Origin of the sequence: Roseomonas sp. AR75, from assembly GCF_005222815.1 — a bacterium.
Lineage (GTDB): Bacteria > Pseudomonadota > Alphaproteobacteria > Acetobacterales > Acetobacteraceae > Falsiroseomonas.
In genome coordinates, this window is record NZ_STGB01000006.1 from 510,558 (window position 1) to 533,741 (window position 23,184).

The following is a 23,184-nucleotide window of genomic DNA, read 5'->3' on the forward strand; positions in this document are numbered from 1 at the left end:
GCCGCCGCAATCGGCCTGTCAGGGCCAGCCGGTCTCCGGCGGCAGGGACATCAGGATGGCCTCGACATTCCCGCCGGTCTTGAGCCCGAAGATGGTGCCGCGGTCGTAGAGCAGGTTGAACTCCACGTAGCGCCCGCGGCGGACCAGCTGGTGCGCGCGTTCCTCCGCCGTCCAGGGCTCGTGCATCCGCTTGCGGACGATGGCGGGGTAGGATTGCAGGAAGGCCTCGCCGACGTCGCGGGTGAAGGCGAAGTCGGCCTCGATCCCCTTGCCCGGCGTGCGGTCGCCCAGCCAGTCGTAGAAGATGCCGCCGAGGCCGCGCGGCTCCTTGCGGTGCGGCAGGTAGAAATACTCGTCGCACCACTGCTTGAAGCGCGGGTAATAGGTCTCGTCGTGGCGGTCGCAGGCGGCCTTGAAGGCGGCGTGGAAATCGGCCGCGTCGTCCTTCGAGTGCGGCGCGGCGTGGTCCATCGGCGTGATGTCTCCGCCGCCGCCGAACCAGGCATTCGTGGTGACGATGAAGCGCGTGTTCATGTGCGCCGCCGGCACGCGCGGACTGCGCATATGCGCGACGAGCGAGACGCCGGTGGCGAGGAAGCGCGGATCGGCCTCGGCGCCCGGGATCTGCTTGCGGAATTCCGGGGAGAACTCGCCGAAAACGGTGGAGACGTTGACGCCCACCTTCTCGAAGACGCGGCCCTTCATCACGGACATCACGCCGCCGCCGCCCTCGGGCCGGTCCCAGGCGGTGCGGACGAAGCGGCCCGGGGGCATCCCGGCATGCGGGCCGGACGCAAGCGCATCCTCGCAGGCCTCGAAGGCGGCGCAGAGCCGGTCGCGCAGCGATTCGAACCAGCCGCGGGCGGTGGGGACCAGGGGGTGGTCGAGCGGGGCGGGCTGCCCGGTCATCGTGTGGCGAATCCTCCGCGCGGCGCGGTGATCGCGCCCGTGCGGGCAAGATTGGCAGGGCCCCGCAGGGCTGGCGACCCCCGCGCGGCGCGCGCCTTGCCGCGATTTCAGGATCGGGGCCGGATGGACAGCCTTGAAGTCGCGCCTTTATATGCGCCGCAACGTCGCCGTGGGCCGGCGCAGGCAACCCATGCTCGTCCGCGTTGCGGCGGGCGCCGGGGCCGCGTCAGCCAGGATTGGATTGACGCCGCGCGCCGCCGCCAGCGGTGGCGTGTCGCGGAAGGGGAAGAACGATGGCCGAAGCGATGGCGCCCCACCCGGCGCCCCATGGGGAGGCGGGTGACACCCGCCGCGACTTCCTGAAGCTCACCGCGGGTGCCTTCGCAGCGGTCGGCGTCGGCGCGATCGCCTGGCCCTTCATCGATTCGATGAACCCGGCGCGCGACGTGCTGGCGCTCTCCAGCACCGAGGCGGACCTTGCGCCGGTGGCGGTGGGGCAGGCGATCACCGTGTCCTGGCGCGGCAAGCCGGTCTTCATCAAGCGCCGCACGGAGGAGGAGATCCGCGCCGCGCGCGCCGTGCCGCTCTCCGAGCTGCGCGATCCGCAGACGGACCAGTCCCGCGTGATCCGCGATCCCTGGCTGGTGGTGATCGGGGTCTGCACGCATCTGGGCTGCATCCCGCTGGGCCAGAAGCCGACCGACCCGCATGGCGATTTCGGCGGCTGGTTCTGCCCCTGCCACGGCAGCCACTACGACACATCGGGGCGCATCCGCCTCGGCCCGGCGCCGGCGAACCTTGCGGTTCCCGAATACGCCTTCACCTCCGACACGCAGATCCGCATCGGCTGATCCGGCGCCGGGGCGCCTTCCGCGTCCCATCCGGCGGCCCGACCAACCCGAGGAGCCACAGTCCCGATGGCCATCGGCCTTCACCAGAGCGACTTCAAGAACCCGGTTGTGCGCTGGATCGACAGCCGCATGCCGATCTTCACCATGATGCAGAAGGAGTACGGGACGTTCCCAACGCCCCGTAACTTCAACTACTTCTGGAATTTCGGCGCGCTCGCGATGATCAACCTGATGATCATGATCGCGACCGGCATCTTCCTGTCGATGCACTACACCGCGCATACCTCGATGGCGTTCGACAGCGTCGAGCGCATCATGCGCGACGTGAATTTCGGCTGGCTGCTGCGCTACGTGCACATGAACGGCGCCAGCATGTTCTTCATCGTCGTCTACATCCACATCTGGCGCGGCCTCTGGTACGGTTCCTACAAGGCGCCGCGCGAGCTGCTGTGGATCCTCGGCGTGGTGATCTTCCTGCTGATGATGGCCACCGCCTTCATGGGCTACGTGCTGCCGTGGGGCCAGATGTCCTTCTGGGGCGCCACCGTCATCACCAACCTGTTCAGCGCCATCCCCATCGTCGGCGAGAACATCGTGATCTGGCTGTGGGGCGGCTTCAGCGTGGACAACCCGACGCTCAGCCGGTTCTTCAGCCTGCACTACCTGCTGCCCTTCGTGATCGTCGGCGTGGTGTTCCTGCATGTCGCGGCGCTGCACATCACAGGCTCGAACAACCCGCTCGGCATCGACCCGAAGGGCCCGCAGGACACCATCCCCTTCCATCCCTACTACACCATCAAGGACAGCGTCGGGATGGTGGTTTATTTCATCGTCTTCGCCTTCCTGGTGTTCTTCGCGCCGAACTACCTGGGCCATCCGGACAACTACATTCCTGCCAACCCGCTGGTGACGCCGGCGCATATCGTGCCGGAGTGGTACTTCCTGCCCTTCTACGCGATCCTGCGCGCGGTGCCGGACAAGCTGGGCGGCGTGGTGCTGATGTTCGCCTCCATCGCCATCCTGTTCATCCTGCCCTGGCTCGACACCTCCTCGGTGCGCTCCATGCGCTTCCGCCCGGTGGCGAAGTGGTTCCTGGTGCTCTGGGGGCTGAACTTTGCGGTGCTGATGTGGGTGGGCGCGAAGCCGGCCGAGGGCCACTACGTGACCATCGCCCGCTTCGCGACGGCGTATTACTTCCTGTATTTCCTGGTGATCCTGCCGCTGCTCGGCCGGCTTGAGCGGCCGCTGAGCCTGCCGGAAAGCATCGCCAAGCCCGTGCTGCGCGGGGGTGGGCCGCTGCCCGCCGGCGCCGCGGCGAAGCCGATGGAGAAGGCCTGATGCCGCGCGTTCTCGCGAAGATGGGGCGCAACCTGGTGGGCGCCCTGATGCTGGGCGCCGCGGCGCTGGCGGTGACGCCGATGGCCTCCACCCCGGCGCGCGCCGCCGGGGAGGCCATTCCGCTGCCGGCGACGCAGTTCTCCTTCGAGGGGCTGTTCGGCACCTTCGACCGCGCCAGCCTGCAGCGCGGCTTCCAGGTCTACAAGGAGGTCTGCTCCGCCTGCCACGGCATGCGCCAGCTCTTCTACCGCAACCTGCTCGAGATCGGCCTGACCGAGGCGCAGGTGCGCAACATCGCCGCACAGTTCGAGGTGCAGGACGGGCCCAACGATTTGGGCGAGATGTTCGAGCGGCCGGCACGCATCTCCGACCATTTCCGCCGCCCCTTCCCGAATGACCAGGCGGCGCGCGCGGCAAACAACGGCGCCCTGCCGCCCGACCTTTCGGTGATCGTCAAGGCGCGGGCCGGCGGCGCGGACTACATCCACGCCCTGCTGACAGGCTACACCGACCCGCCCGAGGGATTCACCCTCATGGACGGGATGAACTACAACAAGTACTTCCCCGGCCATCAGATCGCGATGCCGAACGTCCTCAACCCGGGCCAGGTGGAATACGCCGACGGCACCGAGGCGACGGTGGACCAGATGGCGCGGGACGTGACGACCTTCCTCGCCTGGGCGGCCGAGCCGGAGCTCGAGCAGCGGCGCCAGATGGGCGTGAAGATCATCCTGTTCCTGATCGTGATGGGTGGTCTGACCTACGCCGTGAAGCGCCGCATCTGGGCCGATGTGAAGCACTGAGCGGCCGAGACCTGCCGCAGGGATCGAAGGGGCCGCCCCCAGGGGCGGCCTCTTGCCGTTCAGGCACCAGCCGCCGGATACCCGGAAGCCCGTGACGCGCAAGCCGCCCGACCTTGCCTTCGGCCTGGAGGATCTGCCTCCGCCGGCCGTGCTGCTTGCGACCGCGCTGCAGCAGCTCACCATCATCGTCATCATCATCTTCCCCGCCATCATCGTCGCGCGGGTGATCGAGGCGCCGCCAGAGCAGGCCGCGGCGCTTCTGAGCCTGACGATCCTCGCCTGCGGGGTCGGCACGATGCTGCAGGCGATACGGTCCCGCTGGATCGGCGCCGGCTATCTCGGGACGATCGCGGCCGCTTCGTCCCATTTGCCGCCCTCGATCATCGCGGCGCAGCAGGGCGGGCTGCCGCTGGTGGCCGGCATGACGGTGGCGAGCGGGCTGTTCACACTGCTGCTGGCGCGGTTGCTTCACCGGCTGCGCGCGCTGATGCCGCCCGAGATCGTCGGCGTGGTGGTCATGCTGATCGGCCTCGGCGTCGGGCTCGCGGGTCTGCGCCTGCTGTTCGGCGCAACCGAAGCCGCACCGCCCATGGCCGAGGACCTGCTCATCGCCGCGGCGACGCTGGCGCTGACCGGCGGCCTGTCGGTGTGGGGGCGCGGGCCATTGCGCTGGGCCTGCGTGGTGGTCGCGATGCTGGCCGGCAGCCTGCTCGCCGCGGCGCTGGGCCGGCTTGACGGCGCGGGCGCAGCGCTCGGTTCCGTACCCCTGGCCGGCCTGCCGAGCCTCGGGCACCTCGGCTACGCCTTCGATCCGGCGCTGCTGCCGGTCTTCATGGTCGCCGCGGTCGTCTCCGCGCTGAAGACGGTCGGCCTTGTCGCGACGCTGCAGAAGATGAACGACGCCGCCTGGGTCCGGCCCGAGCCGCGCAGCCTCGCCGGTGGCGTCACGGCCGATGGCGTCGCGACCGTCCTGGCGGGTCTGATGGGTGCACCGGCAGTCAACATGAGCCCGACCGGCGTCGCGATCCAGTCGGCCACCGGCGTCACCAGCCGGATCATCGCGCTCGGGGTCGGCGCGCTGGCGGTGCTGGTCGCCTGCTCGCCGCGCCTCACCGCGCTGCTGGCGCTGGTGCCGGGCCCGGTGATCGCCGGCGTGCTGGTACACGCCGGCGCGCTGATGATGGCGAACGGCATGCAGGTGACGACCTCCCGCATGATGGATGCGCGGCGCAGCCAGGTGGTCGGCCTGTCCATCCTGGCGGCGCTGGCGGTGGAGACGCTGCCGCAACTCGCCGCCTCGGCGCCGGCGTTGCTGCGACCCGTTCTCTCCGCCGCGGCCTGCGGCACCCTCGTCGCGCTCCTGCTGAACGCGGCGCTGCGCATCGGCGTGCGGCGGCAGGTCAGCCTGACGGTGCCGGCGGACGCGATCATCGAGGCCGAGGTCGCCGATTTCGCGACGCGCGCCGGTGCCTCCTGGGGCGCACGGCCGGAGGTGGTGGCGCGCGCCGCTGAACTGGTTTCCTGGTGCCTCGACGCGATCATCCATTCCGGCCTGGCGCGGGGGCCCGTGACGGTGAAGCTCGCCTTCGACGAGTTCCGCCTGGACGTGCTGATCAGCTATCGCGGCGCGCCGATCGAACTGGCGGAGACGGCGCCGACGCCCGACGAATTGCTGGACGATGACGGCGCGGCGGCGCGGCTGGCCGGCCACATGATCCGCCGCCGGGCGGAGCGCGCCGCGATCCGCAGCCGAGACGGCACCACGGAGCTGCGCCTCGCGCTCGACCACTGATCGGCACCGAGGCTACATCTGCCCGATCAGCTGCTGCCGGAGTCCCCTCCATGTCCGACCAGATCACCCCCGTCATCGGCCTGATCGGCGGATCGGGCCTCTACGACATCCCCGGCCTCGAGGAGCGGGAATGGCGGCGGGTGGAGACGCCCTGGGGCGTGCCCTCCGACGAGATCCTGTTCGGGCGCCTGGCCGGCGTGCCGGTGCGCTTCCTGCCGCGGCATGGCCGCGGCCACCCGACCCCGCCCTCCGACCTGAACTACCGTGCCAATATCGACGCGATGAAGCGCGCGGGCTGCACGGAGATCCTCTCGCTCTCCGCGGTCGGCTCGCTGAAGGAGCATCTGCCGCCCGGCCATTTCGTCATCGTGGACCAGTTCATCGACCGCACCTTCGCGCGGAAGAAGACCTTCTTCGAGACAGGCTGCGTTGCGCATGTCTCCATGGCGCATCCGGTCTGCCCGCGACTGGGCGACACGCTGGAAGCCAGCGCGCGCAAGCTCGGCCTGCCGGTCACGCGCGGCGGCACCTACCTGGTGATGGAAGGTCCGCAATTCTCGACCAAGGCGGAGAGCGAGCTGTATCGCCAATGGGGCTGCAGCGTGATCGGCATGACCAACATGCCCGAGGCGAAACTCGCCCGCGAGGCGGAGCTCTGCTACGCGACCGTCGCGATGGTGACCGATTTCGACTGCTGGCACCCCGACCACGACCACGTCACCGTCGAGCAGGTGGTCAAGGTGCTTTTCTCGAACGCGGACAAGGCACGCGCCCTGGTCGCCGATGTGGTTCCGGCGCTGGGGGCACGGCGCGGCCCGTGCCCGGCGGGCTGCGACCGTGCGCTGGACAACGCGATCATCACCGCGCCGGAGAAGCGCGATCCCGCGCTGATCGCGAAGCTGGACGCGGTGGCCGCCCGGGTTTTCTGACGTTTCGCCTGCCCCCGCGTGCTCTTCTCCCTCCCCCGCGTGCGGGGGAGGGCGGGGGTAGGGGCTGAGCGCCGACTACCCCAGGTGCTTCCTGAAGAAGTCCAGCGTGCGGCCCCAGGCCTGCTCGGAGAGTTCCTTGTTGTAGCTGCCGCGGTCGTCGCAGCCGAAGCCGTGCTGCCCGCCCTCATAGACGAAGATCGTGACGTTCGGCTGGGCCTCGCGGATCGCCTCCACGTCCTTCATGGGGATCGAGGTGTCGAGCGTGCCGAAATGCAGCTCCACCGGGCAGTTCGGCGTCTCGTTCCGCGTGCCGGCGATGCCGCCGCCGTACCAGCCATTCGCCGCGGCGAAGCTCCTGGTGCGCGTGGCGCCCCACCAGGCGACGGTGCCGCCCCAGCAATAGCCGACGATGCCCTTCTTCGCGCCGGAGGGCAGTGCCGCCGCCGCGGCCTCGATGTCGGCGATCGTGCCGGCTTCCGGCACCTTGCTGCGCAGCTCACGCCCGCGCGCCACGTCCTCCGCGGTGTAGCCGAGCTCCACGCCGCGCTCCGTGCGGTCGAACAGCGCCGGCGCGATGACGGCGTAGCCCTGCTGCACGAAGCGGTCGCAGACATGGCGCATGTGGCTGTTGACGCCGAAGATCTCCTGCACGACGACGAGCGCCTTCTTGGCGTCCTCCGGCCCGTCCTTCCAGGCGGAAAGCGTGTGTCCGTCGGCGGCGGTGAGGTCGATCCACATGGCGCATTCCTTCCTGGCGAGTGTGCGCCTAATCTCCCCGCATGGCGGAGATCGTCAACCTCAGCAGGGCCAGGAAGGCGCGTGCCAGGGCCGAGGCCGAGGCGCAGGCCGCGGCGAACCGCGCCAGGCACGGCCGCAGCAAGGGGCAGAAGCAGTCCGACCGCGCCGAGGAAGACCGGCGGCGTCGCCTGCTGGACGGCGCGAAGCGCGCGGATGAGCCGGAGCGATGAGGCCGTTCACACCGGTCTGAGCCGTGCCCGACCCGCGAGAGCGTTGTAAAAAAGGTCGTTTCGTGTCAGTATTCGACCAAACTCGAGGCGCCGGCCGATCGACCTGCCGCGCCGCCCGTCCGACCGGAGAAGGCCGATCATGGCGACGTTCCAGTATCTGCTCGACAAGGTGCGACAGGCGCCGTTCGAGACGGAGCCATTCAAGCACGTCTACATCACCGATTTCTTCTCGCGCGACGACTTCGCCCGCATCGTCGCCGACCCGCAGATCAAGCTGCGGCCGGCCAAGGACGACCGCGACCTCGTCAACACCCTGCATGCCGCCGGCTACAAGGAGATCAGCTTCCCCGGCACCACGACGGATGTCGAGACCTACCTGGCCTGGCACAACAGCGGCGCGCGGCAGACGGGGGTGAACAACGAGAACTGCGAAGGCTTCGGCGTGACCATGCGCCTCAAGCAGCCGCAGCCCGGCTCGATCCTGGCGGATCTCGACCGCTTCATGCGCACGCGGGCCTTCTGGTCGGTCCTCGCCGACAAGTTCGGCATCGACCTCGACGACGTGACACCGGATTCCGGCATCCAGAAATATCTCGACGGCTATGAGATCAGCCCGCATCCGGACATCCGCCGCAAGGCGCTGACCTTCATGATCAACATCAATCCCGCCGAGGATTCCGAGAACATCGAGTACCACACGCACTACATGCGCTTCAAACCGGAGCACGACCACATCCGCGTCAAGTGGCGCGACGAGACCGACAAGGAGCGCGAGTGGGTGCCCTGGTCGAACTGCGAGACCATCCGCCTGCAGCGCCCGAACAACAGCATCGTCATCTTCCACCCGACGGAGGAGACGCTGCACGCGGTGCGCGCGAACTACGATCACCTGGGCACCCAGCGCACGCAGTGCTACGGCAATCTCTGGTACTCGAAGCCCGGCCCGCTCGGCTCCTACTGGAGCATGCCCGCAACAGTCGCCCGAAAGGTTGTTTCCATCTTCCGCTGACCCTGGGATTACGAAGGGCTTGCGGCTATCAATCCGGGGTTATGGCCGCCCTTACAACCAGACAGCGAATCGCGGATCGGGTCGGCAATCTCCTGGGTGGCGCCACCTGGGGGGTTGTCGCGGCCGCGACGGCCATCCTTCCGGCCTATAGCCGGCGGCGCGTGCGCGACCAGGCGATCCGCCATGCGCGGCTCGCCTATCTCCTTGGCGGCGGCTCGGGCGTGGAACGGCTCGGCTACGATGAGCCGGAGACCCGTGCCTATCTCGACGACCACGTGACCGGAGAGGGCGTGTTCTGGGACATCGGTGCGAATATCGGGGAATTCGCGCTGCACTGCGCCGCACGTAACGACCGGGTGCGGATCTATGCCTTCGAGCCGGTCGCGGAGAACTACGCCGTGCTCGCGGAACGGGTGCGCGATGGCGGCCTCGGGGACCGCGTGCATGCCCTGCCGCTGGCGCTCGCCGCGCGCAACGAGCTGACCGCGATCACCCTGTCCAACCTGTTTGCCGGCTCCGTCCGCAACGTGCTGGACGGCCGCACCGACCAATACGGCAACGTGCCCAAGGCCGGTCGCCAGGCGGTCCTCGCCATCCGTCCGGACGATGCGGTCGCGCTGTTCGGCGTGCCGCGGCCCGATCACATCAAGCTCGATGTGGACGGGCTGGAGCCCGAGATCCTTGGCGCCGCGCCGGACATCCTGCGTTCGGTCCGCAGCGTCCTGGTCGAGGTGAAGGGCCGCTACGCCGAGAACGCCGCGCTGATCGAAGCGCCGCTGCAGGCGGGCGGCCTGGCCGAGGACATGGCCTTCCGCGAACGCTGGGGCGGCGAGAACCGGCTTTTCCTGCGCCCGGCCTGAATCGCTTCTGTCGAAATCGGCACGGCTTGCGCGTCATCTTGTCGGCGGCGCATCGGCGCGCGCCGGGACAGGAGAGACGACGATGCAGGCGATGCTGCTGATCTACAGCGACCCCGACGGCATGAAGACGGTGAGCGAGGCGGATCTCGCCACCATGTGGCAGGCCTATGGCGCCTATACCGAGGCGTTGAAGGCCGCCGGCGCCTTCCTCGCCGGCGCGCCGCTGGAAGCCGCCGCCACGGCGCACACCGTGCGGCTTGCGGCGGGCGCGCCGCAGGTGCTGGACGGCCCCTATGCCGAGACCCGCGAGCAGCTCGGCGGCTACTACCTGATCGAGGTGGAGGACATGGCATCGGCGCTGCGCTGGGCCGCGCGCTGTCCCGGCGCCGCGCATGGCATCGTCGAGGTGCGCGGCGTGCGCCGGGGTCCCGGCGATTGAACGCGGCCTCCGTCGCGGAGGCCGTCGCGCGGGAGGGGTATGGGCGGCTGCTCGCCTTCCTCCTCGCGCGCGGTACGCCGCTGGCCGAGGCCGAGGACGCGCTGGCCGAGGCCTTCGCCGCCGCGCTGGCGCATTGGCCGGCGCGCGGCGTACCGGAGAAGCCGGAGGCTTGGCTGCTCACCGCCGCGCGGCGGAAGCTCGCGGACGGCCATCGCCGCCGCGCCACGGCGGGCGCCGCCGCCCCGGAGCTGCGCCGCCGCGCGGCGCTGGCCGGCAGTGCCGAGGAGGAGGAGGCGATCCCCGACCATCGCCTCGCCCTGCTGCTCGCCTGCGCGGCGCCCGAGGTGGAGCCAGCAGCGCGCGCGCCGCTGATGCTGCAATGCGTGCTGGGCCTGGACGCGGCGCGCATCGCCTCGGCCTTCCTGGTGGCGCCGGCCGCCATGTCGCAGCGCCTGGTGCGGGCCAAGCGGCGCATCGCGGAGGATGGCGCCCGCTTCGGCCTGCCGGGACGGGATGCGCTGGCGACGCGGCTCGCGCCGGTGCTGGAGGCGATCTATGCCGCCTACACCGCCGGCGGGAACGACGCCGCGGATGGCAGCGCGCTGGCGGCCGAGGCGGCCTGGCTCGCCCGGCTCTGTGCCGCGCTGGCACCGGAGGAGGCGGAAGCGGCGGGCCTCGCCGCGCTGCTGCTGCATCTGGAGGCGCGCCGTCCGGCCGCGCGCGATGCCGAAGGACGCTACGTGCCGCTCTCCGCCCATGACACCGCGCGGTGGAACCTGCCGATGCAGGCCGAGGCCGAGCGCCTGCTGCGCCAGGCATCGGCGCTCGGCCGGCACGGCCGCTACCAGTGGGAGGCCGCGGTGCAGTCCGTGCATGCGGCGCGGCGCGTGACGGGGCGGACGGACTGGCCGGCGATCCGCCTGCTCTATGACGCGCTGCTCGTCGCGACGGGCTCGCCGGTGGTCGCGGTGAACCGCGCCGTGGCAGTGGCGGAGACCGAGGGCGCGGCGGCGGGCCTGGCGGCGCTGCGCGCTGCCGGCGCCGACGCGCGGCTGGCGGAATACCAGCCCTATTGGGCGGCGGTCGCCGCGCTGGCCGCGCGCGCCGGCGAGGCGGCAGTGGCGGAGGCGGCGCGGCAGCGTGCGGCGGGCCTCGCCACGGACCCCGCGATCCGCGCCTTCCTGCTGCGCACCGAGGCGCCGCCGGCCTAGGATGCGGCGGAACCCAGGGAGGACGGGATGCCGCGCACCACGACGAGCCATGCCGCCGATGCCAGCTTCGAACGCGGGCTGCGCGCCTTCTTCGAATACCGCGACCTCGGCATCCGCGGCGCGACGGAAGGCGCCTATGGCGCGCATGTCATCCGCGCCGTGCCGGGCGCGCATGCCACGGGCCAGTGGCACACCCATGACCTCGCCTTCCAGATGTTCTTTGTGCTGAAGGGCTGGGTGCGCTTCGAATACGAGGACGTCGGCGAGAAGACCTTCCGCGCCGGCGATTCCTGCTACCAGCCGCCGCGCATCCGCCATCGCGAGATCGCCCATTCGGACGACCTCGAGCTGCTTGAGATCACCGGCCCCGCCGAGTTCGCGACCGCCGAGGTCAGCGCGCCATGACGGGCTGATGTCCGGCGTCCGATGGCTTGACGTTGCCGCTGCTGCGGTTACGACTGCGCGCCGAGACAACATCCCGCGAGCGGCGGGAACCGTGCTCCCGAAGCGCCTAGGATGCCCCTGGCGATCGGTGCATCCGAAGGTGGGGACATCCATGCAGCGCAAACTCGTGGCGGAGTGCCTTGGCACGCTCTGGCTCGTGCTCGGTGGCTGCGGCAGCGCCGTGCTGGCCGCGAAATTCCCGGAAGTCGGCATCGGCCTGGTCGGGGTCTCGCTGGCCTTCGGCCTGACGGTCCTGACCATGGCCTACGCCATCGGCCATGTGTCGGGCTGCCACCTCAACCCCGCGGTCACGCTGGGCCTGGTCGCGGCCGGTCGCTTCAGGGCCAGCGATGCGCCCGGCTACATCGGCGCGCAGGTGGTCGGCGCGATCCTCGGGGCCCTGCTGCTCTACATCATCGCCTCCGGCGCCCCCGGCTTTACGGGCGGGCTGGCGGCGAACGGCTACGGCTCGGCTTCGCCGGGCCAGTACGGCCTGTTTTCCGGCCTGGTCACCGAAGTGGTGATGACCTTCTTCTTCCTGTTCATCATCATCGGCTCGACGCACGGCAAGGCGCCCGCCGGCTTCGCGCCGATCGCCATCGGCCTCGGCCTCACGCTCATCCACCTGATCTCGATCCCGGTGACCAACACGAGCGTGAACCCGGCGCGCAGCACCGGCCCGGCGCTGTTCTCCGGCGGCACGGCCATTGCGCAGCTCTGGCTGTTCTGGCTGGCGCCGATCGCCGGCGCGGTGCTGGCCGGCCTCGCCGCGCGCTGGCTGCATGACGAGGCGCCGGGCGCGATCATCGAGGGCGACCGCGCGCGCTGACGGCGCGCCATCGACCAGCACGCTTCCGCGTGACGCGGCGGGCACGCTCCGGCGTGACCCGCCGCAATGGCGCTTTCCAATTGGGCGTCCCAGCAGGCTAGGCTGGCGGAACCGACACGTCCGGCCCGCGAAGGCCGGCGCATGGGGGACGCCAGGATGTCGCGCACGCCGCTCTTCGCCGCGCTTCGCCACGCCGTGACCTTGGCGGCTGCGGCGCGGGCGCCCTCGGCGCCGCCGCTCGACGAGCTTGCCGATCCGGCACGCTTCGGCCGTCGTCGCCTGCTCGGCGGCGCTGCGGTCGCGCTGCTTGCGCCTGCGCTCCCCGCCCGCGCGGAGATCCGCATCGCGCGGCGCGATGCGCGCATCGCGGTGGTGGGTGCGGGCCTCGCCGGCTTGGTCGCGGCGCATCACCTGGCCGAGGCCGGCGGCAACGTCACCCTCTACGAAGCGAATACCCGCATCGGCGGGCGCATCCTCTCGGGCCGCGGCGTGGTGGGGGAGGGGACCGTCGTCGAACTCGGCGGCAGCTTCATCAATGGCGAGCATGCGGACATGCTGGCGCTTGCCCGCGAATTCGGCCTGCCGCTGGAGGATGGCGCGGCGGAGGCCGGCCCGCCGCTGCTCGGCACCTTCTTCTTCGCGGGCGCCCATCGCACGCTTGCCGAGATCGCCGCCGAATCTGCTGCCTTCCTGCCGCGGCTGGAGGCGATGCGCGCCCTGCCGGAGGCGGCGAAGGCCGAACTCGACCAGCGTTCCGCCGCCGCGCTGCTGGATGAGTTTGGCGTCTCCGGCTGGCTGCGCAGCCTGCTCGACATCGGCCTGACGCAGGAAATGGGGCTGGAGCCCGACCGCATGTCGGCGCTGTACCTCGTGGAGTATTTCGCGCCGGACCCCGCGCGGCCGCAGCGCGGCCTGTTCTCCTCCGACCAGCGCTTCCAGATCGAAGGCGGCAACGACCGGCTGCCGGCCGCCATCGCGGCGAAGGTCGGTGGCCGCATCCGCCCCGGCCACCGCCTGGTCGCGCTGCGCCGCCGCGGCAGCGGCTACGTCCTGAGCTTCGACCGCGGCACGTCGCGCGAGGTGACCGCCGACATCGTCGTGCTGGCGCTGCCGGCGACGATCCTACGGAGCGTGCGCCTCGACATCGACGCGCCGCCGCTGACCCGCCGCGCCATCGCGGAGCTGGGCTACGGCACGAACGCGAAGCTCTTCGCCGGGCTGACGGCGCGGCCCTGGCGCGCGCAGGGGCGCAGCGGCGAATGCCTGAGCGACCTCGGCATGCAGACGGTGTGGGAGGATCACGGCCGCCCCGGCACCGGCGCCGGCGCAATGACGATCTTCGCCGGCGGTCGCGTTGGGGCGGGCTTCGGCCAGGGCCGCGCACCGGACCGCGCGCGGGCGGCAATCATGGCGGTGGACGCCGCGCTGCCCGGCGCGGCCGTCGCCTTCAACGGCCGCACCAGCCGGATGAACTGGCCCGGCAACCCCTATGTCGGCGGCAGCTATTCCTGCTTCGGGCCGGGGCAATGGATGGGCTTCGCCAACGCCTTCGATCCGGTGGATCGCGTGATCTTCGCGGGCGAGCACACGGCGGAACACTCCGGCTACATGGACGGCGCCGCGCAGTCGGGGCGCGCCGCCGCGGAAGCGGTGGCGCGGGTGCTGGCGTGACTGCTGCCTTCACTCCACCTTGGCGCCGGAAATCTGCACCAGGCGCTGCCAGCGCGGCGTCTCGTCGCGGATGAGCTGGACGGCGGCGGCGGGCGTCTCGCTGACAACGGCGTCGTAGCCGAAGGGGCGCAAGGCCGCGACGAAATCGGGCGCGCTGCCGACGCGGCGGATCGCGGCGTGCAGCCGCACCACCTCGACCTCCGGCGTCGCGGCCGGCAACATGATCGCGTTCCAGGAGCGGATGTCGAAGCCCTCGAGGCCCGGCGTCTCGGCGAAGGCGGGCACGTCCGGCAGCAGCGCCATGCGCCGGCCGGAGGTCGCACCAAGAAGCTTCACGCGGCCCGCGGTGGCCTGCGGGATCAGCGTGGCGGGCAGGTCGGCGCTGCCCTCGATCGTGCCGGCGATCAGGTCCGTCGCCGCCTGCGCGCCGCCGCGATACGGCACCAGCGTGAGGTCCGCGCGCGACTGCGCCACCAGCGCCGACATCGCGAGATGCGTCACCGTGCCCGCGCCGGCATGCGCCACGCGGAAGCCGCCGGGATTGGCGCGCGCCCAGTCCAGCAGCGCCGCCAGGCTGGTCCAGCCGCGCTGCTGCGCGATCTGCGCATTCGCCGCCAGCAGCACCGCGCTGTCGGTGATCTGGGTGACCGCGCGCAGGTCGCGCGCCACGTCGAAGGGCATCGAGGGCTGCAGGAAGGGCGCGGCGCAGAGCGTGGCGGCGCCGATGATGCCGATGGTCGTGCCGTCCGCCGGCGCCTTGGCGACGGCATCCGCGCCGATCAGCCCGCCGCCGCCGCTGCGGTTCTCCACGATCACCTGCTGGTCCAGCACCGGCATCAGCCGGTCCGCCAGAGCGCGCCCCATGCTGTCCACGCCGCCGCCGGGAGGGAAGGGCACGACGATGCGCAGCGGGCGGCGCTGCTGCTGCGCCAGCGCGGGTGTCGCGAGGGTGGCGAGCAGCAGCGTGCGGCGGGCAAGGCGGGGCATCGGGTTCTTCTCCGGCAGTTGTCCGCCCCAGCCTAGGCTGGGCCCGGCCGGATCGGAAAGCTCAACCGAAGGGACCGCGCGCGGCGATGCCGGCGGGGATGGCGCCGCGCCGCGCCGCTTCCTCCCACACCCGCGTGATGGCGGCGCGCCCGCGGCGCGTGACGCTGGCGGCATCGGCCGTCATCACTTGGCCGCCGCGCAGCAGCATGCGCCCCTCCACCATCGACAGCACCAGGTCCGCCGCGCTGCCATTGGTGATCAGCGCCTTCAACGGATCCCACACCGGCTGGTAGCGCGAGGAGGAGAGGTCGAACATCACCAGGTCCGCGCGCTGGCCCTTCGCGATCAGGCCGAGATCGTCGCGCTGCAGCGCCAGCGCCGAATCGCGCGTCGCCGCGCGCAGGATGCGCGGTGCGGCCAGGCCATGCGGCGCGCCCGACTGCACCTTTGCGAAGATCGATGCCGTGCGGATCTCGTGCAGCATGTCGAGCGTCACGCCATCCGTGCCGATCCCCAGGCGCAGCCCCGCCTTCTCCATCCGCGCCAGCGGCACGAATCGGCCGGAGCGCGCGAAGGCGAGCGGGCAGGAGGCCAGCGCGGCGCCTTCCTGCGCGATGGTCGAGAACTCCTCGTCCGTCGCGAACATCCCATGCGCCAGCACCACGCCCGGCCGCAGCAGCCCGAGGTCGCGCAGATGGTCGATGGAGCCCTTGCCGTATTGCTCCTTCACGCGGGCGATCTCGATGAGGTTCTGCGCGGCGTGGATGGAGACGATGGTCTGCCGTGCCCGCGCCGCTTCGTTGATGCGGCGCAGCAGTTCCGGCGTGTTGGAATCCGGGCCGTGCGGGCCGAAGCCCACGCGCGTGACGCCGCGCGGGCCCTCGTCGAAGCGGTCGAACAGCGCGAGCGTCGCCTCGAAGCCCGTTTCGCGCGCCGTCGTGTAGGTCGCCTTGCCGTCCGCGGTCATGCCGACCGTCTCGCTGAAGGTGTAGGGGCAGGACCAGGAGCGCAGGCCGAGCCGCTTCGCGCGTTCGATGAACGGCCACTGCGCCACGCGATACACGTCCAGCAGGCCGGTCATGCCGCAGCGCAGCCCTTCCAGCAGCGCCATCTCCGCGGCGTCGCCGATCTCCTCCTCCGTCATCACCGCCGCCGCGACGTCGCCGAGCGGCATCAGCAGGGAGAAGACGATGTGGCCCGGCAGGTCGCCCGGCGCGATGTCGTCCGCCAGGCCCCGGAACAGCGGCCCCGACAGTGCGTGGTTGTGCAGGTTGATCAGGCCGGGCAGCAGAAGCGCATCCGGTGCGGCGATGCGCTCGGCATCGAGCGTCGGACGTTCGGTGACGACATCGGCAATGGCGCCGTCGCGCACGATCACATGCACGCCGCGGCGCAAGCCATGCTCCGCGTCCCACACCCAGCCCGGCTCGATCACCAGCGTCACGGCAGCGTCCCCCGGAAATGCGCGATCAGCGCGGAGATGGTCAGCACGGACAACGCGGTGGAGACCACCACGGCGCTGCCGGAGCGGTCGGCGCCGGTGGCGTAGCGGCGCGCCAGGATGAAGGCGTTGGCGCCGGTGGGCAGCGCCGCCATCGTGACCGCGACCGCCATGTCGATCGGCGCGAGGCCGAGCAGCAGGCCCGCCGCGAAGACCAGCGCCGGCAGCACGAAGAGCTTGGCGATGACGATGGCCGCTGTCTCCTTCAAGACCGCGCTGGCCGCGATGCCGGCGAGTCCGCCGCCGAGGCAGAACAGCGCCATCGGCGGCGCGGCGCCGCCGAGGAAATCGAGCGTGCGCCGCAGCACCGGCGGAACGGGCAGCCCAAGCAGGTTCCAGGCGAGCGCGGCGAAGACGGCCAGCACCACGGGATTGCGTGCCATGCCCAGCAGCGTCGCCTTCACCAGCCGGCGCCAGGGCGCGGTGGCGTTCAGCCCGACCTCGATCATCATCGTCGCCATGCCCAGCACGATGACGGTCTGCAGGCCGAGGATCGCCAGCATCGGCGGCACGCCGGCCTGTCCGTATGCCGAGAGGATGATCGGCACGCCCATCATCACGGAATTGCCGAACACGCAGGACAGTCCGAACACCGCGGCTTCCGCCATCGTCAGCTTCAGCATGCGCTGTGCGAGCGGGATCAGCGCGAAGAAGAAGACGACGGAGACGCCGAGCAGCGCCACCGCCGCGCCGCCGCCGCCCTCATGCGGCCTTGTGCCGCCGGAGAACAGCAGCGCGGGCGCGGCGAGGCCGAAGACGAAGAGCGTCATGCCCTTGAATGCCGCGTCGTCCAGGATCTTCCGCCAGGCCGCGACGTAACCGAGCGCGATCAGCGCGAAGACCGGCGTGACGATCTCGAGGAGTTCGGTCATGGGGTGATGAAAAGTCCTCTCCACCCGAAGGGGGGAGAGGGTTGGGTGAGGGGGGCGTGCCGATGGGGCGTCGCCGCTTGAACGAAAGGCCCCCCGAACCCGCTCACCGCGCCAGCAACCCCTCCACGAACCCCGGCACCCAGGGCTGCCGCGCGCGCGTGCTGCGGGAGGCGTGCAGGATCGCGCGCACCTCCGCGACCGTCCGGTCGAAGTCACGGTTCACCAGCACATGGTCGAAATCGGCCCAATGCGCGATCTCCGTGCGGGCGATGTCGAGCCGCCGCGCGATCTCCGCCTCGCTCTCCTGCGCACGCCCGCGCAGCCGTCGTTCCAGCTCCGCCAGGGAAGGCGGCAGCAGATGGATGCCGACCACGTCGCCGGGGAGCCTTTCGCGCAACTGCCGATGGCCTTGCCACTCGATGTCGAACAGCACGTCGCGGCCTTCCGCCAGCGCCTGCTCCACCGGGCCGCGCGGCGTGCCGTAGGACCGATCGAGGAAGCGCGCGTATTCCAACAGCTCGCCGCGCTCCACCATCGCGTCGAACTCCGCTTCCGAGCGGAAGAAATAATGCACGCCGTCCAGCTCACCGGGCCGCCGAGCGCGCGTCGTCGCGCTGATCGACAGCGACAGGTCTGGCTCCATCTCCAGCAGCGCGCGCGACACGCTGGTCTTGCCGACGCCCGGCGCCGAGGACAGCACCAGGCACACGCCGCGACGCTGCATCGCGCTGCTCACTCGACGTTTGCCGACTGCTCGCGCAGCCGCTCGATTGCGGCCTTCAGCTCCAGCCCCAGCCGCGTCAGCCCGACGCTCGCGCTTTTCGAGCACAGCGTGTTGGCCTCGCGCACGAATTCCTGCGTCAGGAACTCCAGCTTGCGCCCCACCGCATCGCCGGCGCCGAGCAGCCGCCGCGCCTCCGCGACATGCGCGGCCAGCCGGTCCAGCTCCTCCCGCACATCGGAGCGTTGCGCCAGCAGCGCCACTTCCTGCGCCAGGCGTTCCTCCGGGATGCGTGCGCGCACCTCGCCTTCACCCAGGATCTTCGCGAGATTCTCCATCAGGCGCTGGCGCTGCGCCTCCGGCTGATTCGCGGCCTCGCCGGCGGCCTGCACGCGCAGCGCCTCGATCTCGTCCAGCAGCACGCCGAGAATTTTCGCGAGTTGCGCGCCTTCCCGCGCGCGGGACGCCGCCAGCGCGGCCAGCGCGGTGTCGAAGGCGGCGAGCATGGTCGCGCGCTTCGCCTCCTCCACCGCCTCGTCCGGCTCGGCGATCTCGGCGCGCAGCACGCCGGGCAGGGCCAGGATCGCCTCGGCGCGCGGTGGCGGCGCGCCGAGGCGCTGGGCGACCGCCTGCGCCAGGGCGATGGCCTGGTCCAGCGCGGCCGGATCGGGGGTGAGGCGCGGCGCGCGTTCCTCGCGCTTCAGCGTCAGCGTGGCGGAGACATTGCCGCGCTTCAGCCGCTTGCCCGCGGCCTCCCGCAGCGGCGCTTCCAGCGCGTCCAGACCGTTCGGCACGCGCAGCCGCAGGTCCAGCCCCCGCCCGTTGACGCTCCGCACCTCCCAGACGAAGGAGGTGCCGTCCGGCAGCGTGCCGCTTTCGCGGGCGAAGCCGGTCATGGAGGCGAGCGTGCTCATGCGCGGGTTGTCCTCCGAGGCGGGCAGGAGGGCAAGCGTGGCAGCGTGGCCGTGGACCGATGTGGCGATCACCGGGGCGTCGTCCGGCCTGGGCCGGGCCTTGGCGGAGACCTGCGCCGCGCCGGGCGTCACCCTGCATCTTTCCGGCCGCGACGCGGCGCGGCTGGCGGCGGCCGCCGATACCTGCCGGGCGCGCGGCGCGACGGTGCGGGACGCCGTGCTGGACGTCACCGACGCCGCCGCCACCGAGGCCTGGCTCCGCGCCTGCGGACGGCTCGACCTGGTGATCGCCAATGCCGGCATCTCCGGCGGCACCGGCGGCGTGACGGAGCCCGCGGCGCAGGCGCAGCGGATCTTCGCCACCAACGTCACGGGCGTGCTGAACACCGCGCTGCCGGCGATCGAGGCCATGGCCGCCCAGCCTGCCGGCGCCGACGGCGTGCGCGGGAGGGTCGCCGTGATCGCCTCCATCGCCGCCTTCGTCGCCGCGCCCGGCGCGCCGGCCTATTGCGCCTCCAAATCCGCGGTGCAGCGCTGGGCGGAGGCGCTGGACGGCGCGGAACGCCTGCGCGGCGTGCGCCTGCACGCGGTCTGCCCCGGCTACATCCGCACGCCGATGACGGCGAAGAACGACTTCCCCATGCCGTTCCTGATGGATGCGGAGGAGGCCGCGCGCCGCACGCTGCGCGGCATCGCCCGCGGCCGCCTCCGCGTGGCCTACCCGCTGCCGCTCTACCTGGCGGCGCGACTCGTCGGCGCGCTGCCGCCGGGGCTGCGGAACGCGCTGTTCAGCGGGGTGCCGGCGAAGCGCGTGGCGGAGTGAGCGGGAGCGGGGAGGGCGCTGCCCTCCCCGAGCCCCACCCGCCAGGAGCCTGAGGCTCCTGGACCTGCCTTCAATGGGTTGGAGAGGGAGGGGGCGGGCACGCGCTCAGGGCCATGCGGTCGTGCGGCCCCCTCCCTCTCCAACCCATGAACTCAAGGGTTCCAAGGGGCCACTGCCCCTTGGTGGGGAGGGTCCGGGAGGGGCAAGGCCCCTCCCGCCACAGCTACCGCGCTCGCGTCGTCGCCAGCCACACGCCGGCCAGCACGATCGCGCCGCCTGTCAGCACTAGCGCCGAGGGCATCTCGCCCAGCAGCAGCGCGCCGACGGCCGCCGCGAAGGGGGGCTGCAGGTAGCCGACCATGGAGGCGTCGGTGACGCGCGCCCGCGCCAGCAGGCTCAGGAACATGGTCAGCGGCACGGCCGAGGCGAAGATGCCGAGCAGCGCGATCACCAGCAGCGTCTCCACGGGCACGGCATAGGCGCCGGCCGGGGCCAGGGGCAGCGAGATCAGCAGCGCCGCGCCGCCGGAGACCAGCTGCTGCCCCAGGGCAAGCTGCGCGGGCGATTCGGGCCGCACCCGCCGCGCATAGATCGTACCCAGCGCGTAGGAGAAGCCGGAGAGCAGCACCATCAGCCCGCCGGTGAAGGAGGCGCGGCCCGCCAGCGCGTCCGGCCCCAGCAGCACGGCAATGCCGGCGAAGCCCACCAGCAGCCCTGCCACGGCGCGCCGCCCCGGCCGTTCCTCCCGCAGCAGCGCCACGGTCAGCAGCGCCACGATCAGCGGCGTCGCGGCATGGATCAGCGCGGCCGGCGCCGCCTCGATCCGGCCGAGCGCATAGGCGGTGAGGAGATTCGGGACCCAGCCATTCGTCGTGCCGAGCAGCAGCCAGTCCCGCAGCCGCAGCCGCCCGCCGAGCTGTCGTGTGACCAGCAGGAAGGCCAGCACGCCGGCCGCCGCGAACAGCCCGCGCAGCGCGGCCAGCGCCAGAGGCGACATGTCCATCGCCACCATGCGCAGCAGCGGGAAGGACGACCCCCAGAGCCCCCCGATGACGAGAAGCCGCCACCAGAGCGCCGGACCCGTCAGGGTCATCGCGTGCCGCCGGCGTTCCTCTGCCGCTCGATCTCGCGCCAGCGGGCGACGTTGCGGTTGTGGTCGTCCAGCGTGCGCGCGAAGGCATGGCCGCCGCTGCCATCGGCGACGAAATACAGGAACTCCGTGTCCTCTGGGTTCAGCACGGCGCGCAGCGCATCGCGGCCTGGGCTGGCGATCGGGCCGGGCGGCAGGCCGCGGGTGCGATAGGTGTTGAAGGGGTGGTCGCGGTCGAGGTCGGCACGGGTCAGCGGCCGGTCCAGCACGCCGCCATCGGCGGCGGCATAGGCGACGGTGGGGTCGGATTGCAGCGGCATGCCCCGCCGCAGCCGGTTGATGAAGACGCCGGCGACCTTGCCGCGCTCCTCCGCCTTGCCGGTCTCGCGTTCCACGATGGAGGCCAGGATCACCGCCTGGCGCGGCGTCACCAGCGGCAGGTTGGGCTGCCGCGCCGCCCAGAGCTCGGCCAGCGCCGCATCCATCGCCTGGTCGGCGCGGCGGACGACCGCGGCGCGCGAATCGCCCCACTGATAGGCGTAGGTCTCCGGCAGGATCTGGCCTTCGTCGAAGCGCGGCATGGCGCCGGTCAGCCCCTCGGCGCGCTCCAGGATGGCGGTGATCTGGCCGACGGTGAGGCCCTCGGGGATGGTCAGGCGGCGCTGCACGGGGCGGGCGGTGCGCAGCACCGCCAGCACCTCCTGCAGGCTGGCGCCGGCGGGGAAGACGAACTCCGCGGCGCGCAGCGCGCCCTGGCTTCGCGTCGCCCAGGCAGCGACGAGGAATTCACGCTGGTCCGCGATCACGCCGCGCTCGGCCAGCGCGCCGGCGATGGCCGTCAGCCCGCCCCGCGGCACCACCATCTGCGTCGGCTCGGCCAGCGGTCCGGGCGCGACATAGGCGCGCTGCGCAAACCACCAGCCGCCTGCGCCGAGGCCGGCAAGCAACAGGAGGAGGATGACGAGGACGGAGGAAAGGCGACGCATGCGCCCTGTCCTCTGGCCGTCGCGGCGCCGGGTGGCAAGGGGCGCCGGCGCCGCTTCGTGTAACGTGTGGTCGTCCGCTCGCCGGCCTGGCCTGCGTCAGCCTGCCTTGCGCGGGTGCCGTCGGCGCTGCGCGAGAAGCAGGACACCGGTGGCCAGCAGGACGAGCGAGCCCGGCTCCGGCACGCCGACAGGGTTGCCGTTCTCGTCGGTGAGCCACTGGATCTGGATCTGCCCATCGCCGAAGATATTGCCGCCCGCCGTCGCGAAGAAATCCAGCGCGAATTGCGGGTTGTACCACGAACTGCCCCCGCCACCGGCGCCGCCGTCGGAGGACAGGAAGTTGCCCTGCCCGCCGCCGCCGCCGCCGCTGTAGCCGCCGCCCCCGCCACTGCCGGCGCCGTCGATGAAGCTGCAGGCGCCGGCGCCGCCGCCGCCGAAGCCGCCGGCTGCGCCGATGCAGCCGCCCGGTCCGCCCGGTGTCCCGCCGGCGCCGCCGTTGAGGAAGCTCAGCCCGCCCGTGGAGGTCGGCCCGTTGCCGCCGTCGCCGGAGAATCCACCCCCGCCGGCGCCGCCGCCGGCTGCCGTCGCGCCGCCCCCGCCGGTGCCGGCCGTACCGCCGGCACCGGCGCCATCCTGCTTCCCTGCGCCGCTCGGGACGCCGGGACTGTCCTCCACGGCGCGTCCGTCCTGGCCTCCGAACTCGCTTGGTCCGCCGCTGCCGCCGCCCGCGATCAACAGCGGCACGGGACCGCCTCCGCCGCGCTGCAGCACGATGAAGCTGCCGCCGCCCCCACCGCCGGCAAAGGGGATCGCCGTGCCGGGCTGCGGCGGCACCGACTGGCCTCGGCCGCCGACGAGGATCGTCAGGACGTCGCCTGCTTCAAGGAGAAACCGGCCGGCGATCACCGCGCCTTTCCCGCCGGGGTAGATATCCGTGGGTGGACCTTCGATCGAACCGTCTCCGCCATCCGCGCCATAGGCAATGAGGCGGTAGGTCCCGGCGTAGGGGATGGTGCAGGACTGCATGGCGCCGGTGTAGGTGAAGCCCACGTTGATCGGGCCTCCGACGCAGTAATTGACCGGCCCTGCTTCGGCCCGCCCAGCCGCGATGAGGACAGCAGGTACCAGCAGGCCCACGGCCGCCAGGCCATGCAGGATGCGCATGCAATGTCTCCCGGTCCGGGTCCGGCAGACCCGATGCGGGCATGACACTAGATGCCGTTGCGAGAGCGCGACA

General features: G+C 71.7%; 24 protein-coding genes. 14 read left to right on the forward strand and 10 right to left on the reverse strand.

The annotated features are described in order from the left end of the window. Positions 1-18: 18 nt before the first annotated feature. Positions 19-909 carry an oxygen-dependent coproporphyrinogen oxidase gene (hemF, locus tag E4T13_RS26985; RefSeq protein ID WP_137181438.1) on the reverse strand — a complete coding sequence of 297 codons (891 nt, stop codon included), beginning with the start codon at positions 907-909 and terminating at the stop codon, positions 19-21. Between the two features lie 293 nt (positions 910-1,202). Here hemF and petA point away from each other — a divergent pair, with 293 nt between their 5' ends. From petA to E4T13_RS27010, 5 genes are all read left to right on the forward strand, one after another. Further along, on the forward strand, positions 1,203-1,760 hold the full coding sequence (petA, locus tag E4T13_RS26990; RefSeq protein WP_137181439.1) for a ubiquinol-cytochrome c reductase iron-sulfur subunit: 558 nt from the start codon (positions 1,203-1,205) through the stop codon (positions 1,758-1,760). A gap of 66 nt (positions 1,761-1,826) precedes the next feature. Then, the gene (locus E4T13_RS26995) at positions 1,827-3,098 is read left to right on the forward strand and encodes a cytochrome b/b6 (protein ID WP_137181440.1); all 1,272 of its coding nucleotides are present in this window, start codon (positions 1,827-1,829) and stop codon (positions 3,096-3,098) included. Further along, entirely contained in the window at positions 3,098-3,901 is an 804-nt protein-coding gene (locus E4T13_RS27000) for a cytochrome c1 (protein ID WP_240791318.1), read from the forward strand. The genes E4T13_RS26995 and E4T13_RS27000 overlap by 1 nt, the downstream gene beginning before the upstream one ends. A gap of 91 nt (positions 3,902-3,992) precedes the next feature. Next, a complete protein-coding gene (locus E4T13_RS27005) occupies positions 3,993-5,693 on the forward strand; it encodes a solute carrier family 23 protein (RefSeq protein WP_170985274.1) in 1,701 nt (566 codons plus the stop codon). A gap of 50 nt (positions 5,694-5,743) precedes the next feature. Further along, the gene (locus E4T13_RS27010; RefSeq protein ID WP_137181442.1) at positions 5,744-6,622 is read left to right on the forward strand and encodes an S-methyl-5'-thioadenosine phosphorylase; all 879 of its coding nucleotides are present in this window, start codon (positions 5,744-5,746) and stop codon (positions 6,620-6,622) included. Between the two features lie 75 nt (positions 6,623-6,697). On the opposite strand, the gene E4T13_RS27015 is transcribed toward E4T13_RS27010, so the two are convergent. Further along, complete coding sequence (locus E4T13_RS27015) at positions 6,698-7,360, reverse strand: dienelactone hydrolase family protein (RefSeq protein ID WP_137181443.1); 663 nt, start codon at positions 7,358-7,360, stop codon at positions 6,698-6,700. Positions 7,361-7,401: 41 nt separating this feature from the next. Between E4T13_RS27015 and E4T13_RS27020 the strand changes: the two genes are divergently transcribed. The 8 genes from E4T13_RS27020 to E4T13_RS27055 all read left to right on the forward strand — a co-directional run bounded on the left by E4T13_RS27020 (position 7,402) and on the right by E4T13_RS27055 (position 14,053). Continuing rightward, a complete protein-coding gene (locus tag E4T13_RS27020; protein WP_137181444.1) occupies positions 7,402-7,590 on the forward strand; it encodes a DUF4169 family protein in 189 nt (62 codons plus the stop codon). A gap of 139 nt (positions 7,591-7,729) precedes the next feature. Then, on the forward strand, positions 7,730-8,599 hold the full coding sequence (locus E4T13_RS27025) for a hypothetical protein (protein WP_137181445.1): 870 nt from the start codon (positions 7,730-7,732) through the stop codon (positions 8,597-8,599). Between the two features lie 161 nt (positions 8,600-8,760). Continuing rightward, on the forward strand, positions 8,761-9,459 hold the full coding sequence (locus E4T13_RS27030; RefSeq protein ID WP_170985275.1) for an FkbM family methyltransferase: 699 nt from the start codon (positions 8,761-8,763) through the stop codon (positions 9,457-9,459). An 82-nt stretch (positions 9,460-9,541) separates the two neighbouring features. Further along, positions 9,542-9,898, forward strand: coding sequence for a YciI family protein (locus tag E4T13_RS27035; protein WP_137181447.1), 357 nt, complete (start codon positions 9,542-9,544; stop codon positions 9,896-9,898). Then, a complete protein-coding gene (locus E4T13_RS27040; protein ID WP_137181448.1) occupies positions 9,895-11,109 on the forward strand; it encodes a DUF6596 domain-containing protein in 1,215 nt (404 codons plus the stop codon). Before E4T13_RS27035 ends, E4T13_RS27040 begins: the two co-directional genes overlap by 4 nt. A 27-nt stretch (positions 11,110-11,136) precedes the next feature. Further along, positions 11,137-11,514 carry a cupin domain-containing protein gene (locus E4T13_RS27045; protein ID WP_137181449.1) on the forward strand — a complete coding sequence of 126 codons (378 nt, stop codon included), beginning with the start codon at positions 11,137-11,139 and terminating at the stop codon, positions 11,512-11,514. Positions 11,515-11,665: 151 nt separating this feature from the next. Continuing rightward, positions 11,666-12,382 carry an aquaporin Z gene (aqpZ, locus tag E4T13_RS27050; RefSeq protein WP_137181450.1) on the forward strand — a complete coding sequence of 239 codons (717 nt, stop codon included), beginning with the start codon at positions 11,666-11,668 and terminating at the stop codon, positions 12,380-12,382. A gap of 156 nt (positions 12,383-12,538) precedes the next feature. Then, positions 12,539-14,053: an NAD(P)/FAD-dependent oxidoreductase gene (locus E4T13_RS27055; protein ID WP_170985276.1), complete on the forward strand. Its 1,515-nt coding sequence runs from the start codon at positions 12,539-12,541 to the stop codon at positions 14,051-14,053. A 9-nt stretch (positions 14,054-14,062) separates the two neighbouring features. Here E4T13_RS27055 and E4T13_RS27060 read toward each other — a convergent pair whose 3' ends face one another. The 5 genes from E4T13_RS27060 to E4T13_RS27080 all read right to left on the reverse strand — a co-directional run bounded on the left by E4T13_RS27060 (position 14,063) and on the right by E4T13_RS27080 (position 19,048). Further along, on the reverse strand, positions 14,063-15,040 hold the full coding sequence (locus tag E4T13_RS27060) for a tripartite tricarboxylate transporter substrate binding protein (RefSeq protein ID WP_170985277.1): 978 nt from the start codon (positions 15,038-15,040) through the stop codon (positions 14,063-14,065). A 61-nt stretch (positions 15,041-15,101) separates the two neighbouring features. After that, the gene (locus E4T13_RS27065) at positions 15,102-16,484 is read right to left on the reverse strand and encodes an amidohydrolase family protein (RefSeq protein ID WP_137181453.1); all 1,383 of its coding nucleotides are present in this window, start codon (positions 16,482-16,484) and stop codon (positions 15,102-15,104) included. Further along, entirely contained in the window at positions 16,481-17,413 is a 933-nt protein-coding gene (locus E4T13_RS27070; protein WP_137181454.1) for an AEC family transporter, read from the reverse strand. The genes E4T13_RS27065 and E4T13_RS27070 overlap by 4 nt, the downstream gene beginning before the upstream one ends. A 103-nt stretch (positions 17,414-17,516) precedes the next feature. Further along, positions 17,517-18,137 carry a guanylate kinase gene (gene gmk / locus E4T13_RS27075; protein ID WP_137181945.1) on the reverse strand — a complete coding sequence of 207 codons (621 nt, stop codon included), beginning with the start codon at positions 18,135-18,137 and terminating at the stop codon, positions 17,517-17,519. A gap of 8 nt (positions 18,138-18,145) precedes the next feature. Continuing rightward, positions 18,146-19,048, reverse strand: coding sequence for a YicC/YloC family endoribonuclease (locus E4T13_RS27080; protein ID WP_240791319.1), 903 nt, complete (start codon positions 19,046-19,048; stop codon positions 18,146-18,148). Positions 19,049-19,085: 37 nt separating this feature from the next. Here E4T13_RS27080 and E4T13_RS27085 point away from each other — a divergent pair, with 37 nt between their 5' ends. After that, positions 19,086-19,871, forward strand: a complete 786-nt coding sequence (locus tag E4T13_RS27085; RefSeq protein WP_240791320.1) for an SDR family NAD(P)-dependent oxidoreductase — start codon at positions 19,086-19,088, stop codon at positions 19,869-19,871. A 223-nt stretch (positions 19,872-20,094) separates the two neighbouring features. On the opposite strand, the gene E4T13_RS27090 is transcribed toward E4T13_RS27085, so the two are convergent. The 3 genes from E4T13_RS27090 to E4T13_RS27100 form a co-directional block, all read right to left on the reverse strand. Then, positions 20,095-20,964 carry a DMT family transporter gene (locus E4T13_RS27090; protein ID WP_137181456.1) on the reverse strand — a complete coding sequence of 290 codons (870 nt, stop codon included), beginning with the start codon at positions 20,962-20,964 and terminating at the stop codon, positions 20,095-20,097. After that, on the reverse strand, positions 20,961-21,947 hold the full coding sequence (gene mltG, locus E4T13_RS27095; RefSeq protein ID WP_137181457.1) for an endolytic transglycosylase MltG: 987 nt from the start codon (positions 21,945-21,947) through the stop codon (positions 20,961-20,963). Before mltG ends, E4T13_RS27090 begins: the two co-directional genes overlap by 4 nt. Positions 21,948-22,043: 96 nt before the next feature. Next, positions 22,044-23,111, reverse strand: a complete 1,068-nt coding sequence (locus E4T13_RS27100) for a PEP-CTERM sorting domain-containing protein (RefSeq protein ID WP_137181458.1) — start codon at positions 23,109-23,111, stop codon at positions 22,044-22,046. Positions 23,112-23,184: the final 73 nt, after the last annotated feature.